Annotated in this window: 17 protein-coding genes; 11 read left to right on the top strand and 6 right to left on the bottom strand. The window is 39.5% G+C overall.

The window, feature by feature from the left end; all coding sequences use genetic code 11:
• Positions 1-146 precede the first annotated feature (146 nt).
• From LPB89_RS07295 to LPB89_RS07275, 5 genes are all read right to left on the bottom strand, one after another.
• Complete coding sequence (locus tag LPB89_RS07295) at positions 147-845, bottom strand: DUF1826 domain-containing protein (RefSeq protein WP_230701108.1); 699 nt, start codon at positions 843-845, stop codon at positions 147-149.
• Positions 846-1,056: 211 nt separating this feature from the next.
• A complete protein-coding gene (locus tag LPB89_RS07290; protein WP_230701107.1) occupies positions 1,057-1,569 on the bottom strand; it encodes a RidA family protein in 513 nt (170 codons plus the stop codon).
• Positions 1,570-1,630: 61 nt separating this feature from the next.
• Positions 1,631-2,548, bottom strand: a complete 918-nt coding sequence (locus LPB89_RS07285; protein ID WP_230701106.1) for an alpha/beta fold hydrolase — start codon at positions 2,546-2,548, stop codon at positions 1,631-1,633.
• A 244-nt stretch (positions 2,549-2,792) separates the two neighbouring features.
• Complete coding sequence (locus tag LPB89_RS07280) at positions 2,793-3,185, bottom strand: cupin domain-containing protein (RefSeq protein WP_230701105.1); 393 nt, start codon at positions 3,183-3,185, stop codon at positions 2,793-2,795.
• 181 nt (positions 3,186-3,366) lie between these two features.
• Positions 3,367-4,665, bottom strand: a complete 1,299-nt coding sequence (locus tag LPB89_RS07275; protein WP_230701104.1) for an amidohydrolase family protein — start codon at positions 4,663-4,665, stop codon at positions 3,367-3,369.
• A gap of 103 nt (positions 4,666-4,768) precedes the next feature.
• Between LPB89_RS07275 and LPB89_RS07270 the strand changes: the two genes are divergently transcribed.
• From LPB89_RS07270 to LPB89_RS07245, 6 genes are all read left to right on the top strand, one after another.
• On the top strand, positions 4,769-5,728 hold the full coding sequence (locus tag LPB89_RS07270; RefSeq protein ID WP_230701103.1) for an AraC family transcriptional regulator: 960 nt from the start codon (positions 4,769-4,771) through the stop codon (positions 5,726-5,728).
• A 315-nt stretch (positions 5,729-6,043) separates the two neighbouring features.
• Positions 6,044-6,733, top strand: coding sequence for a VIT family protein (locus LPB89_RS07265; RefSeq protein WP_230701102.1), 690 nt, complete (start codon positions 6,044-6,046; stop codon positions 6,731-6,733).
• Between the two features lie 112 nt (positions 6,734-6,845).
• Positions 6,846-7,280: a thioredoxin family protein gene (locus LPB89_RS07260; RefSeq protein ID WP_230701101.1), complete on the top strand. Its 435-nt coding sequence runs from the start codon at positions 6,846-6,848 to the stop codon at positions 7,278-7,280.
• Between the two features lie 40 nt (positions 7,281-7,320).
• Entirely contained in the window at positions 7,321-8,214 is an 894-nt protein-coding gene (locus tag LPB89_RS07255; protein WP_230701100.1) for an FAD:protein FMN transferase, read from the top strand.
• Positions 8,211-8,444, top strand: a complete 234-nt coding sequence (locus LPB89_RS07250; RefSeq protein WP_230701099.1) for a DUF4266 domain-containing protein — start codon at positions 8,211-8,213, stop codon at positions 8,442-8,444. Before LPB89_RS07255 ends, LPB89_RS07250 begins: the two co-directional genes overlap by 4 nt.
• 18 nt (positions 8,445-8,462) lie before the next feature.
• Complete coding sequence (locus LPB89_RS07245; protein WP_230701098.1) at positions 8,463-9,647, top strand: DUF3570 domain-containing protein; 1,185 nt, start codon at positions 8,463-8,465, stop codon at positions 9,645-9,647.
• Positions 9,648-9,809: 162 nt separating this feature from the next.
• On the opposite strand, the gene LPB89_RS07240 is transcribed toward LPB89_RS07245, so the two are convergent.
• Positions 9,810-10,862 carry an alpha/beta hydrolase gene (locus tag LPB89_RS07240; protein ID WP_230701097.1) on the bottom strand — a complete coding sequence of 351 codons (1,053 nt, stop codon included), beginning with the start codon at positions 10,860-10,862 and terminating at the stop codon, positions 9,810-9,812.
• A 242-nt stretch (positions 10,863-11,104) separates the two neighbouring features.
• Between LPB89_RS07240 and LPB89_RS07235 the strand changes: the two genes are divergently transcribed.
• From LPB89_RS07235 to arsB, 5 genes are read left to right on the top strand one after another with little or no spacing between them, the layout of a single operon-like run.
• Positions 11,105-11,437 (top strand): helix-turn-helix transcriptional regulator, encoded by a 333-nt coding sequence (locus LPB89_RS07235; RefSeq protein WP_127339166.1) that lies wholly within the window; start codon positions 11,105-11,107, stop codon positions 11,435-11,437.
• Between the two features lie 10 nt (positions 11,438-11,447).
• The gene (locus LPB89_RS07230; protein WP_230701096.1) at positions 11,448-11,933 is read left to right on the top strand and encodes a GNAT family N-acetyltransferase; all 486 of its coding nucleotides are present in this window, start codon (positions 11,448-11,450) and stop codon (positions 11,931-11,933) included.
• Between the two features lie 45 nt (positions 11,934-11,978).
• Positions 11,979-12,452: a DUF6428 family protein gene (locus tag LPB89_RS07225; RefSeq protein ID WP_230701095.1), complete on the top strand. Its 474-nt coding sequence runs from the start codon at positions 11,979-11,981 to the stop codon at positions 12,450-12,452.
• 26 nt (positions 12,453-12,478) lie between these two features.
• A complete protein-coding gene (locus tag LPB89_RS07220) occupies positions 12,479-13,093 on the top strand; it encodes a low molecular weight phosphatase family protein (protein WP_230701392.1) in 615 nt (204 codons plus the stop codon).
• Position 13,094: 1 nt separating this feature from the next.
• Positions 13,095-14,171 carry an ACR3 family arsenite efflux transporter gene (gene arsB / locus LPB89_RS07215; protein WP_230701094.1) on the top strand — a complete coding sequence of 359 codons (1,077 nt, stop codon included), beginning with the start codon at positions 13,095-13,097 and terminating at the stop codon, positions 14,169-14,171.
• Positions 14,172-14,219 lie beyond the last annotated feature (48 nt).

Raw genomic sequence — 14,219 nt, 5'->3', positions numbered from 1 at the left:
GAAATTGATAACAAAAAACTCCGGGGTCATCTGACTCTGGAGTTTTTTAAATTATGCTGGTTTTACAGTGTTGGAGCTGTGAATTTATTACAAATTTTATATTGATTGAAGAGGCTTTCCGATAGTGCATTGTCCCGGCAATTTCCTTAACAAATCAACAGCAACCGATATTCCCCTTCATTTTCTACTGGTGCTCTGTGAATACAAGGCAGTACTTGTTGTTTCGGATGGTCTACGGCCAGCCGCCAGAGATGTCCTACCCCTAAATTAACAGGTTTTGCGTCTGCCTGTACCTGATAATGCAAGTCAAAATAATTCTCCTTCAAAAAGTCGTCGAATCCTTCCGATGGTCCGTCATACAGTTCCTGTAACTTTGCCCGGATTTCCGGAATAAGGATTTTTTGCTCTGCCTGCGAATTCGGAATAATATCACTTGCTGCTCCGTGATAGGTGCATAAAAAAGTATCTGTGGCAATGGGCGAACGGTCCACATGAAACGAATACACATCAGTCGATATGAAATCAAATTCATCATCACGATCATAACACTTCAATAAATTAAGAGCGGGCGAAGCGCCAAAATCAGTTAATACTTGTAAATCCTTTAAGATGAGTTCCCTTGCTTTATTTCCCTTTTCGGATAGATTAAGTGCCATTAAATCTTCCCGAAAAACTTCTGTTATATTTTCTTTTAAAGATAATTGGGTTACAATCTCGTTAAAATCACCCTCCGGATTTCTGTGCCAGCACAAAGCATTCATTTCTCCCCTGAAATCGGTATGCACCAGCTCAGCGAAAGTAGATACGGTTCCAATTTGGCTGCTGTCAGAAAATGTATGGCTCATCGTTTAGTAGTAAGAAGCGGGTTAGTCATTACAAAATTATATAATAGTAGTCAGTTGCCGCATTTTTATGCCCTAAACTTTTGGAGTTTTACTTTTTCAACACAAACACAACGCTGTACTTCTTTACAATTGCACAACTTAAAATGGTCCGTTGGCAGGACACCGGGAATTTATAAAAGTGCTCTGGTAAACAAGAATTGTCCGTAAGCTGTTATTTTATTTCCACAATCATTTCTACTTCTACGGCCATATCCTTCGGAAGCGTAAAGACCCCCACAGAAGTTCGGGCATGCTTCCCTTGTTCACCAAAAACCTCAATCAATAAATCTGAAAAGCCATTCATCACTGCAGGCTGTTCCGTAAAGTAACCGGAAGTATTGAGGTAACCGTTTACCTTAACGATACGCTTAATTCTGTTAAGATTCCCAAAGGTCTGCCTGAGCACGGCCAGTTGATTTATGGCTGCTAATCTTGCGGCCTGATATCCTTCTGCGGTAGTCAGGTAATCTCCTATTTTCCCCGTGATATAGGTACCATCTGTTTTTAAAGGTCCCCTTCCTGAAAGAAAAACCAGGTTTCCAGCCTGTACCATATCCACATAACTTCCAATGGCTTGTGGTATTTGTGGGAACTCAATTCCTAACTGATTTAATTTTTGCTCCGGAGTCTGCGCTGACAAATGTAAACTCAATAGCAGTAGTGCAAGCCGTACGATATTTTTCATTCTTTCTTACTATTAAAAAGAAAGCCGTCTTTAAAAAGACAGCTTTCCTGATTTTTGTTTTTTATTTTATGAATCTGATCAATTCTGCATTGAATTTTGGAAGCTCTTCGATAAACAAGGCATGACCGCTTTTTTCGAATGGTACCAGAATTGAGCCGGCAATTGATTGGTGCATTTGTTCTGCTAATTCATACGAACAGATTTTGTCCTGTGTCCCGTGAAGGATCAGGGTTGGAATTTTGATTTTTTTCAAATCTTCTCTCAAATCAGTATCGCGCAGGGCTTTCATCGATTCTCCCATGGCATACGGAGAAGCCTGTGCCTGAATGGTTCCTAACCATGCAGCCTGTCCCGCAGATACGCTTGTCTCATTGGCAGGGAATATTTTTCCGAAATTTTCAAACAGCTGTGGCCTGTTCGTATTATTAAGTTCAATAAGTCCGTTAACATCTTCTTTCGTCCAGAAACCGTATTTAAAGTCGGCTCTTTTTGTCCAGAGCGGTGCAGCGGCGCCAAATAAGGCAAGTTTTGAAACATGAGCCGCATTGTATTTGGCGACATAATGAATTACTGTTGCACCTCCCATGGAGAATCCGCCGATTGTGGCATTTTCAATTTTAAGTTTGTCCAGGATTACTTTAATATCATCTGCATATACATCATAGTTATAAACTCCTCCGGGTTTATCTGACAGGCCAAAACCTCTTAGGGTAATCCCAATAACACGATATCCTTTCTGGATAAGTTCTGCGTATTGGTATTCATACATGGCATCGCTTAGTGGCCAGCCATGGATTAATACGACCGGCTTTCCTTCCCCCATATCTGTTACATGCAGTTTTACATATTTTTCCACTTCAATATATTCTTCTCTTCCCGGACCTGCCGGTTTTCTTTGACTTTGAGAGAAGGCAGCTGATATTGCAAGTAAAAATAGTGCTGCAGTTGTGGTTACGATCGTTTTTAAATTGGTTTTCATTCTTTTGCTTTTAATTATTATTGGATAGGTTGATACTTTACTTATTTGCAGGACAAAATTGCCTTTCGGGAATTATCCGGTCTACGCGCATCTTAAGGAAGTTTACGGTGCTTTTTCATAATGCTGTACTGAGAATTAAACAAGTATCAGATTGTGTATCCGTTTGATTCTTCTCAATTGAGATTTGGAACAGCATGATTACCCGAAACCCTGAAGACCGTGTACATTGAATTTTATTTTACTATCACTTTTCCAGTGTGAGGATAGGTTTTCCTTTTTCCACAATATAAGTGGCGAGTTCGGAGGCTTTTTCGTGGCTATTATTTTTGGCGGAGTGCACTACGCCAGCCGGAATAAAAAGTACTTCCCCTGCCTTTAATGTAACCGGAGACTGACCCTCAACTTCGTATTCCAAGACGCCTTCAAGCACATAAATAACTTCTTCTCCCGGATGCGAATGCTTTCCAAAGGCGGTATGAGCTCCAAAATCGATGCGTGCCTGAACCGTTTCGTACCCGGGCAAGCTAAGGTCATGACGTTGCAGATCAGTACGTTTTATTATGGATTGCTGGGCGGAAGCACTGCTGGTAACAATCAGTGCTAAAAGGCTTAGGGCAGTAACTGCGAAGGATCCCAAATTTTTTGTGGTTTTCATAATTATTTAATTTTATTTAGTATTTATTTAGGTATTATTTTAATTTCTCCTCAAAAATAGTACGGCCCTACCTGCTGTAAAACGATATTATAGTCCAGGCGGACAAACTGAGGGATGTAGCGGACAAAACTGAACTTTAGTCGAAAATTAAAATCATGCCGTATTAACTAGGGTACGATTCTCCTTCTTTCCATACTCCTGCTATTGATAAGGAATCTGAAATATTTTTGGTCGGATCTCCTTTGACTAAAAGTAAATCAGCTCTCATTCCTTCTGCAATCCGTCCCCTGTCTGACAGGCTGAATCTTTTGGATGTTACCGAAGTTGCGGATCGTAAGGCCGCGAGGGGTGTTAATCCGGCTTCCACCAGCAGCTGCATTTCATGATGAACACTTACACCATGTGCAAGACCGCCTAAATGAGGCATTGGTACTGATACATCTGTTCCGACAAGTATATCTACTCCGGCATCACTTAAATCTTTAACATTATTAAAGTTATCCTGCATACTGCCTTGCGGGAAGGTGTTGAAGCAGGAACACATTGTCATTTTCCAGTCCTCATTTAATTTATTTTCAACTCTTTGATCGTGTGCAACATGGCAGGCAGAATTTCCTATGATAGAGGAATTCAGCACCAGGCAGGGTGTTACGAAAATTCCTTTATTTGCAATGGATTCAATAAGCTCCGGAGTCCAGTCCGGTCTGTCTATAAATAAATGCGCCAGGCCATCAACACCAATTTCTACAGCTGTTTTTGCGGCTTCAGCTGTTAAAACGTGTGCTATCGCGATTTTTCCCAATTTGTGAGCTTCCGCTACAGCTGCCCGTAATATCTCCGTTTCAATAACCGGTAATCCCGGTGCATTCATCACTGTGCCCTCTTCAATCATTATTTTGAAGTAATCGGCACCGTTGTTTACCTGACGATGAACGAAAGCGATGGCTCCCTCTAATGAAGTAACATCGATGCTTAAATTCTCTTCTTCTTTCTGAGCTTCATGGGCGGCAAGAAAGACAGCCTTTTCTTCTTCGCTCATTTTCTCAATTTCTTTTAACACAAATTCAGGAATTCCATTTCCTTTGGGAATCAGCTCGTCAGGATTTCCGCCCGGAGCTGTCAGACCCATGCCCGCAGAACGAACATCGGCGACATCCCTAATTCCCTTTAATTGCGTATCACGTCCTTTTTGTGTAAAACCTCCCATCATTTCCAACTCGGTGGTTATACCAAATTTTAATGCATCTCTTAAAAATTCAACTGAAGTATGAACGTGGGCATCTATCAGTCCCGGCAAAAGCGTACAACCTGTTCCATTAATGATTTCATCAATATCCTGCGGTAATTCATCAGAAATTGAAGTGATTACCCCGTCACTAAATACAATGTTTTTTTTGCCAATGCTATTTTCGCCATCAAACACAGTGGCATTTATGATGGCTGTACTTTTGATATTATTCATCTTTTTAGTATTTAAAAATTTTTACCAGGCAAATTTATTTTATCAATAAGAGCTAAAATACCTATATTTGACACAATAATATCTCTAAAAGGTCAATCAACAGATGGAATTAAATATTAAGAGAGAATCCGGTTTTTTAGCGGGTTTTGCCGATTTATTAGGTACCGAGGTAAAAAATGGAATCTTAATGATACCGGAGCCTAAAGGAAAAGGCTTTCTGAGAGGACTCAAATTAGACAACTCCATCAATATGATAATCAGTCATTATGAGTTTAATGACGATCTGCTTGCTAAACGATTTGGTAGCCCGAATACGTTAAATCGAATCCTGTTTTCTTTTAATAATATTTTTCCGGATCCTGATTCAAAAAGTAAATATTCAAGAGAAGACCTGCCTTCGATTCAAATTTTTAAAGGAAAACTAAATATTGAAACCTTTTATCCGGGCAGAACCAAATTCAACTACATTTTTATTGGAATCGATTCAGATCAATTAGCCAAAAATTTAGGATTAAATGTTGACAACGAAATGCTCAGGAATATTATTAACAGTGAACAGTCTATCTTATTTGAAGAATTAATTTCGCCCAAAATTCAGCAAATAGCACTGGAAATTTTCCAGGCGGATATGCCGGATTCTTTAATGGACTTCTTCTTTAAAATCAAAGCCGAGGAGCTACTATGTGCAACTTTAAAAGAGCTTTTTAAACGGGAAAATTCAACTACGCATGCATTGAACGAAATTGATGTTCAGAAAATTTATAAAGTGAGGGACAGTATTCTGACTGACATTTCTAACCCCCCCGTTATTAAAGATCTGGCCCTGCAAGTAGGGATGAGCGAATCAAAGTTTAAAAGATTATTTAAACAAATATTCGGAGATAGTTTCTTTAGCTATTATCAAAAATTTAGAATGAAAGAAGCCGCACGGTTAATTAAAGAAAACAAAATGTCTGTTTCAGAAGTGGGTTTTAGTATGGGATTTTCCAACTTAAGCCATTTTGCTAAAGTTTTTCATGAGCATATCGGAATGAAGCCTAAATCCTTTCAAAACAGTAAATAGTTTAATTACAGACAGGTAATAGAATACAAGTAGTCTAAAGTACCTTCATTTAAATAGCTGTTTTGTCAAAGTGCAGTCAAAAGCGTCTGCTTCATTGTTAACTTCCTCTTATTTAGGACCCGAAAATAACCGCACCTAAAATTTAGAATCATTCTAATGGTCTTATTCTGATAATGAAAGGCTTTTTCAGGTAATTTTATTTGGAATTGCAAACTATGAAAATAAGTGTTGCAGCTCAAAAATACCTCAGGCATTTCTTGCAGTAATTAAAATCTCTTAAAATCCGGGCCGGATCAAACCAATACCAATCGAATTATGCACGTTGAAAACCATTACATCAACAGAAGCGGGTGGCTCAGGGCAGCTGTTCTCGGCGCCAATGACGGCATTTTATCTACCACCAGTTTAGCAATTGGCGTGGCGGCCGCAAGTGTGACCAGAGAACCTATTTTACTGGCAGCTGTAGCGGGTTTGGTGGCCGGTGCCCTATCTATGGCTGCGGGCGAATATGTATCTGTAAGCTCTCAGTCTGATGTAGAAACAGCGGATTTAAAAAGAGAAAAACTTGCACTTGAAACAACGCCGGAAGAAGAACTGGAAGAACTAACGGATATTTATATTCAAAGGGGGTTAAATAAAGAATTGGCCCGACAGGTTGCGATCGAATTAACGGCTCATAATGCTCTTGAAGCGCATGCCCGCGATGAACTTGGAATTAATGAAATTACGCAGGCAAATCCTTTAACGGCTGCTTTTGCATCGGCAATATCCTTTATTATCGGTGGTTTATTGCCGCTTTTGGTCGCTATTTTTGCTCCTATCCAAGAAATGGTATTTTATCAGTACGGATTTTCGATACTCTTTTTGGCATTTTCCGGGGTACTGGCCGCTAAAGCAGGCGGATCAAAAACGCTGCAGGCAGTAGTGCGTATTTGTATCTGGGGTACTTTTGCAATGGCAATGTCAGCACTAGTCGGGTATCTTTTTGGTGTTCAGACCACTTAACCATAAATCGAATTTTAACGGGTTTTAATATTAATCTAATCTTAAGCAATAAAAAAAAATAAGAAACCCCATAATTCGTTATTTCGTATATCTCTAAAAAACAAACTACAGGATGAAGCTAATTACCTTGTTCCTTTTATTAACGGTGCTTCCCATCAACTGGGAACCGGACTTTACTAATGCAAAAAAAATTGCAAAGGAAAAACATGAACTGATCCTGCTGAACTTCTCCGGTTCAGACTGGTGCGGGCCTTGTATCGTAACACGAAGGGACTACTTTGAAAGTCAGACTTTCACTGCTATGGCAAATGAAAATTTAGTACTGGTTAATGCTGATTTTCCAAGAAAAAAGAAAAACACTGGAACACCCGAACAGGTAAAACAAAACGAAGGACTGGCTGAAATATACAACAAAGAAGGAAGTTTCCCCCTAACCCTTCTTCTGGATGCTGATGGTAAAGTGCTCAAAACATGGCATGGAAAACCCGAAACCTCACCCGAACAATGGACTGCCGAAATAAAAGCGATCTGTGATAGCCGAAAATAACATATCGAAAAATAAAAAGTATTCGCAATCCCTAAAACTCATGGGAAACAACTTTATCCTTACGGTGGTTGCTGAAAATGAGAAAACGGGAAATGAGCATATCAATCTTGCCATTGCAGAAATAAAAAGGATTGAAAGGCTTCTGACGACCTATAAAGAGGACAGCCAGACCAACCTGATCAATGAAAATGCAGGAATTAAGCCTGTCAGCGTAGATCCGGAAGTGTTTAATCTGATTGAAAGGTCTCTCGGGATTTCTAAAATCACACAGGGTGCTTTCGATATTTCTTACGGCAGTATCGATAAAAGCCTTTGGAATTTTGACAAGGCCATGACCCGGTTACCGGATGCTGAAACAGCCTTAAAAATGGTGCATCTTATTGATTATCGAAACATTATCCTGAACAGGGAAAATACAAGCGTGTTCCTCAAAGAAAAAGGAATGCGGATTGGTTTTGGAGGTATCGGAAAAGGATATGCCGCTGAAATGGCAAAGCAGCTTCTGCTCAAAAACAATGTGCAGAGCGGCATTATTAATGCAAGCGGTGACCTTTGTGCCTGGGGACTACAGCCAAATGGCAAAAAATGGACTATTGGCGTGGCAAATCCTGATATCCCCACAGCTGCATTTTCCTATATGGAAATTTCAAATAAAGCAGTGGCAACTTCCGGCAATTATGAAAAGTTTGTCACCATTAACGAAAAAAAATATTCACATACTATTGACCCAAAAACGGGACTGCCAATAGCCGGAATAAAAAGCGTGACCATCATCGCTTCAAATGCAGAATTTGCAGATGCAATGGCCACTCCAATTGCGGTTATGGGAATTAAGGCGGGCTTGTTTTTAATAGATCAGATACCGGATCTATACTGTATTATTATCGACGACGACAACAAAATTTACACTTCAAAAAACATTAACCTGAAATGAAAAAGCCAAGGCAAAAAAATCTGGTCCTGTTAGGCAGTATTGCTTTAACGGGTATTCTGCTCACCTCCTGCACATCGGTAAAAGAATACCAGAAAGGAAAAATCAACGATTCTGAAATGGTACTTTCCAACAGAAAAATCGAAAAGACAGAACTTAGTTTGCAATCCTACCGTGAAGGAGCCTCCGGAGCAAATTCAGGAAAGAGCGGCGGTGGCTGCGGCTGCAACTAATTTTCATACGCTAAAAAAATGAAAAGAATATTCATAACAGGATTTGCTTTACTGGCATTATTTCAGGTAAGAGCGCAAAATGTTCCTACTGATTCCACCAGTTACAAAAGCAAAAAATTAAAAGTCGAAGAGGTTAATTTAGTGTCGAGCTATTACAAACAAGATGGGGAAAATTCGGCCGTTACCGGCGGAATTGGTTCTGAACATCTTACGGATATTGCCAATACCATTGATGTGAAATTGGTCAAGTACGGAGAAACCGGAATCAAACATACTTTTGATATTGAAGCCGGAATTGACCATTATACCTCTGCATCATCAGATATGATTGATTTGAGCGCCAATTCATCGGCCTCTTCATCAGACAATCGCTTCTACCCTTCTTTGACTTATCTGAGGGAGAATGAAGAAAAAGGAAGAACACTGGCCATCGGTGTTTCATCATCAACTGAATTTGATTACCAGTCATTTGGAGGAAATATCAGTTTCTCGCAAAAAACAAAAGACAGAAACGGAGAATTTACAGCGAAGTTCCAGACCTTTATAGATCAGTTAAAATTAATTGAACCTGTGGAGCTGCGTTCACCGGGAAGCGAAGGTTATGACAGTGCCAACCGAAATACTTTTGCCGGAACTTTAAGTTACTCTCAGGTGGTAAACAAAAATCTGCAGGTTATGCTCGTGGGCGATGTCATCAGCCAAAACGGATATTTGAGCCTTCCGTTTCACAGGGTTTATTTTGCAGATGGTTCAGTACATCAGGAAAAAATGCCGGATACAAGGTTAAAAATACCATTGGGAATCCGGGCGAGTTATTTCTTGGGAGACAATGTAATCATTCGCGCTTACTACCGCTATTATTCTGATGACTGGAGCTTAAAAGCTCATACTGCCGATCTTGAAATACCGGTGAAGTTAACACAGTCGTTTTCATTAAGCCCGTTTTACAGGTATTATACTCAAACGGGAACGAAATATTTCAAACCATACGGTGACCATACCGCAGCGGATGAATATTATACCAGCAATTACGATTTGTCAAAGTTCGACAGCAGTTTTTTTGGAATGGGAATGAAATTCACGCCACTAAACGGATTAATTGGCCTTAAACACTGGAATACTTTAGAGATTCGTTACGGTCATTATACACGAACCACTAATATGACTTCTGATATTATCAGTATTAACATTAAGTACAAATAAAAAACAACAGAAGCACTTTGCAATAGTGCCTCAAATTAGGCTTACCGGAACATTCTGATCATTTTAAAAATCATAAATTTAAAACGTAAATAGAAATGAGGCTCTTAGTGAGCCTCATTTTGTTTTTCTGAATGTCAATGCCTGGCAACAGTATGCAGGTAGCTAATTGCAATTTGCAATTCTCGGATTATTGGCAGCTCCGCACTGAAAGGTATATTTGCTCTGTGGGTATAAAGGAACAGGATTATCCGTTACCTCCAGTGGAGACAATGCCTGTCCGTTGTAACCCGGCATTGTAGTTTGTTCCTTAGATCCATTTCCGAGTGCCACGTTTTTTGCTGCTACATTTCCATTAAAACTATAATCTATCATAGCATCAAGCAGCCTGTAAATTCCATAATAATCGTAGGCATCATATGAGCTTTGTGTATTGGGAAGATTATGCTCTGCCGTATACGTAAAAGTTGGCAAAACTGATTTTTTAATTAATATGAAATCTTTTTCAGAGTCTGGAATATTTATATTTTTAAAAATATCAATTGCCAGTCTATGATCGTTTGTTACATCATCATTATAGACCTGGGTTATCAATTTTGTATTTTCAGGAAAGCCCTGCAGCTCTGCCGGTGTAATCTGGTAGGAATACCATTGTGCCATTGCAAAAATAAAACGTCCGTTCTGCCCCCAGCCTTCATCAATAAATCCTTTATGGGCCAAAGCAAAAGAAGCTCCTCCTCCAAAAGAATGTCCCATGAAGCCTGCCTTTTTTGTATCAATGATAGCAGGATAATCTGTTACCGCTTTTTTGAAACTCTGCCATAGTGTATTGTATCTTTCCTCTACCGTTACCCCTGTTGTGGGATAAGGTGCAAATATCACCACATATCCTTTCTTTGCAATAAACTCATACAACCCTATATTGTATGCACTTTCTTCGCCCCCGTACGGATGGGAATAAAAAATAACAGGTCTGGGTGAAGTGATCCCCTTTGGATAAAAAATCTCAACGTTTTTCCCGCTATATAAAGGGCTTGGAAAACTAATTTTGGCGACTTCATAATTACCATCCGAACCATATCCGGTTTTTGGCCTGGAAATGGGTCCTGCCAAATCATCATCTATATAAACAGAATCCTGATTTGATTCATCTGCTTCATTTTTTGAGCAGGATAGTACTAAAAATAAGGAAATAATAAATAAAATTGAGGGTTTCATTTCTTACGTATTTTAAGATTATTTTAATAAGACTGCTATGGTCTAAAATAGTTTAATCCTGTTTTTAATTTTGGTTCAATTTAATACAAAATAATGGTGGTACAAAGGCAAAGAAATCATTTCGTTTTTTTCATTACAAAAGAGATTCAAAAAAATACGTAGTAGAAAAAGTTAAAAAAAAATGTCTTGTAAAGCATTTTTATCAAAACTATATCGTAATATTGCAATATAAAAATATTACTATGGGAGCAACCAAAACAGATCACTTTACAGACAGCCAGAATGAGCTGGCGGTATTGGCCAAGGCGCTAGGCCATCCTGCCCGTATTGCTATTATGGAATATTTACTAAAAGTAGATGCGTGCATCTGCGGCGATATTGTAAACGAACTTCCTCTTTCACAGCCTACGGTTTCACAGCATCTTAAGGAATTAAAAAATGCCGGATTAATCAAAGGAAACATCGAAGGAAATGCGATCTGCTACTGCATCAATGAACCCGGGTTGGAAAAGATAAAAGGTTTCTTTGAACATATCTCAAATCATCTCGCTAAAAAAAGAAACGAATGCTGTTAATCGAAGAGCTATGGAAATCCGAAAACTTTCAGTCGAAGACTGGCAACAGGTAAAATCAATCTACGAAAAAGGGATAGAGACCGGTAATGCCACTTTTCAAACCAGCGCTCCCTCCTGGGAGGATTGGAACCTGTCACATCTTACATCGTGCAGAATTGTAATCGAAAATGACAATAGACTAATCGGATGGGCAGCTCTTACTCCTGTCTCTTCCCGCTGCGTGTATGCCGGAGTTGCAGAAGTGAGTGTGTATGTTGATCCCGAACAGTCCGGAAAAGGAATCGGACTTCTACTTTTAAATGAGCTTGTTAAACGAAGTGAAGCAGAAGGAATCTGGACACTTCAGGCCGGAATCTTTCCGGAGAATAAGGCAAGTATCCGGATACATGAAAAAGCAGGATTCCGAATACTGGGAATAAGGGAAAAGATTGGAAAACAAAACGGAATCTGGAGAGACACTGCACTTCTGGAAAGAAGAAGCAGGCTTATCTTTTAACGTTCAGGATAAAACAAAATACAGTTTAACTAAACACAAAAAATTATGAAACTTTCAGAAATCAAAGAAATACTAAAAAATGCTGAAACTGTAAATTTCGAACTGCCAAATGGTAATTTTGTTCCGGAATATTTTCACGTAACCGAAGTGGGTTTAATTACTAAAAACTTCATTGACTGCGGGGGAACAGTACGAAAAGAAACGGTTGTAAACTTTCAGCTTTGGGATGCCAACGATTACGAACACAGACTTAAACCCGGGAAACTGATTCATATTATTGAACTTTCAGAAAAAGTTTTAGGCATTGAAGATCACGAAATTGAAGTAGAGTACCAGGACACCACTATTGGTAAATACGATTTAGATTTTAACGGTAAAAATTTCATTTTACGAAACAAACAGACCGCCTGCCTTGCCCGGGAACAATGTGGAATTCCATCTGATAAACCGAAAGTTACATTATCCCAATTAAATAGCGATACTTCCAATTCCTGTACACCCGGCGGCGGATGCTGTTAATTAATAAACCGTTACACCTTACCACTATGTTATATCCCGAAATTGATAACACCGTTAGCTCGTTTGACTTCCAACACATTTCTGAAGACCGGAAAGGTGTTCTGCAGCCCCTGATCGATTATATCCAAAACAAGGCAGAAAACAAAAAGCAGATCAGACTTAATTTAATCTGCACACACAATTCCAGGAGAAGCCATTTGTCACAGGTTTGGGCACAGACTGCTGCGGCGTATTATGGGATAAAAAACGTGTCATGCTATTCAGGAGGAACCGAGGCTACTGCTTTATTTCCTATGGTCGCTGAAACTTTACAGGAATCAGGATTTAAGGTTAAAACTCTTTCAGAAGGTACAAATCCGGTCTATTCCATTAAATTTTCATCGAATGAATTGCCTGTTATTGGTTTTTCTAAAACTTATGATGATGATTTTAACCCGGAAAGCGAATTTGCCGCAATAATGACCTGTTCACAGGCCGACGGCGGCTGTCCGTTTATAGCGGGTGCCGAAAAACGAATCCCCATTACGTTTGAAGATCCAAAAATTTCTGACGGCACACCACAGCAAAAACAAACCTACAGGGAGCGCAGCTTGCAGATCGGAACGGAAATGTTTTACGTATTCTCACAAATAAAAAAATAAAATGTCAGCAAATAACTGTGCACCCGTTGTTGGACGCAAAAAATTAAGTTTCCTTGACCGATTTTTAACGCTTTGGATTTTTCTGGCTATGGCTGTGGGCGTAGCAACAGGATATTTTCTTCCTTCCAGCGGAGATTTTATCAACTCTTTTTCCAGTGGAACCACAAACATTCCGCTAGCAATGGGACTTATTCTTATGATGTATCCGCCCCTGGCAAAAGTGAAATACGAACATATGGGACAGGTCTTTAGAAACACTAAAATTTTAGGTGCTTCGCTGTTCTTAAACTGGATAGTGGGCCCGGTGTTAATGTTCTCTTTGGCCCTACTATTTTTAAAGGGCTACCCTGAATACATGATCGGCGTGATTTTGATTGGTCTGGCCCGCTGCATCGCTATGGTAGTGGTCTGGAACGATCTGGCAGATGGAAACAGGGAATATGCTGCAGGGCTGATTGCCCTTAACAGTATTTTTCAGGTTTTGCTTTACAGTATTTATGCCTATATTTTTATCACCGTACTTCCGCCCTATTTCGGTTATAATGGTTTTGAAGTCAGGATCAGCATAGTTCAGATTGCCGGGAGTGTCGGAATCTATTTAGGTATTCCTTTTGCCCTTGGAATTATCAGCCGTTATAGCCTTATTGCGTTAAAGGGATCAGAATGGTTTGAAACGAAATATGTACCGTTTATTTCGCCGATTACCTTACTAGCCCTGCTTTTTACAATTGTAGTGATGTTCAGTCTTAAAGGAGAAGTGATTGTCCGGATTCCGACGGATGTCTTGCGTATTGCTGTACCATTACTCATTTATTTCGCAATTATGTTTATCATCAGTTTTTTCGTTGGAAAATATTTTGGAGCCGATTATTCCAAAGCAGCCGCAATAGCCTTCACCGCTACCGGAAACAATTTTGAGCTGGCCATTGCAGTAGCAATCGGAGTGTTTGGTATAAACAGCGGCCAGGCTTTTGCCGGAGTAATAGGTCCTTTGGTAGAAGTACCGGCTCTTATTGCACTCGTTAATGTCGCTTTCTGGTTTAGAAAGAAATACTATACAAATCCCGTTCATCAGTAGCCTTTTTGAGAAAATTCTCAGGGCAGTAAATCTGCAATCATAACCAAA

It is taken from the genome of Flavobacterium sp. ENC (assembly GCF_020991415.1).
In the GTDB taxonomy this organism is placed as follows: Bacteria; Bacteroidota; Bacteroidia; order Flavobacteriales; family Flavobacteriaceae; genus Flavobacterium.
Note: the sequence above shows the minus strand (reverse complement) of the source record. Positions and strands in the feature narration are given on the sequence as shown.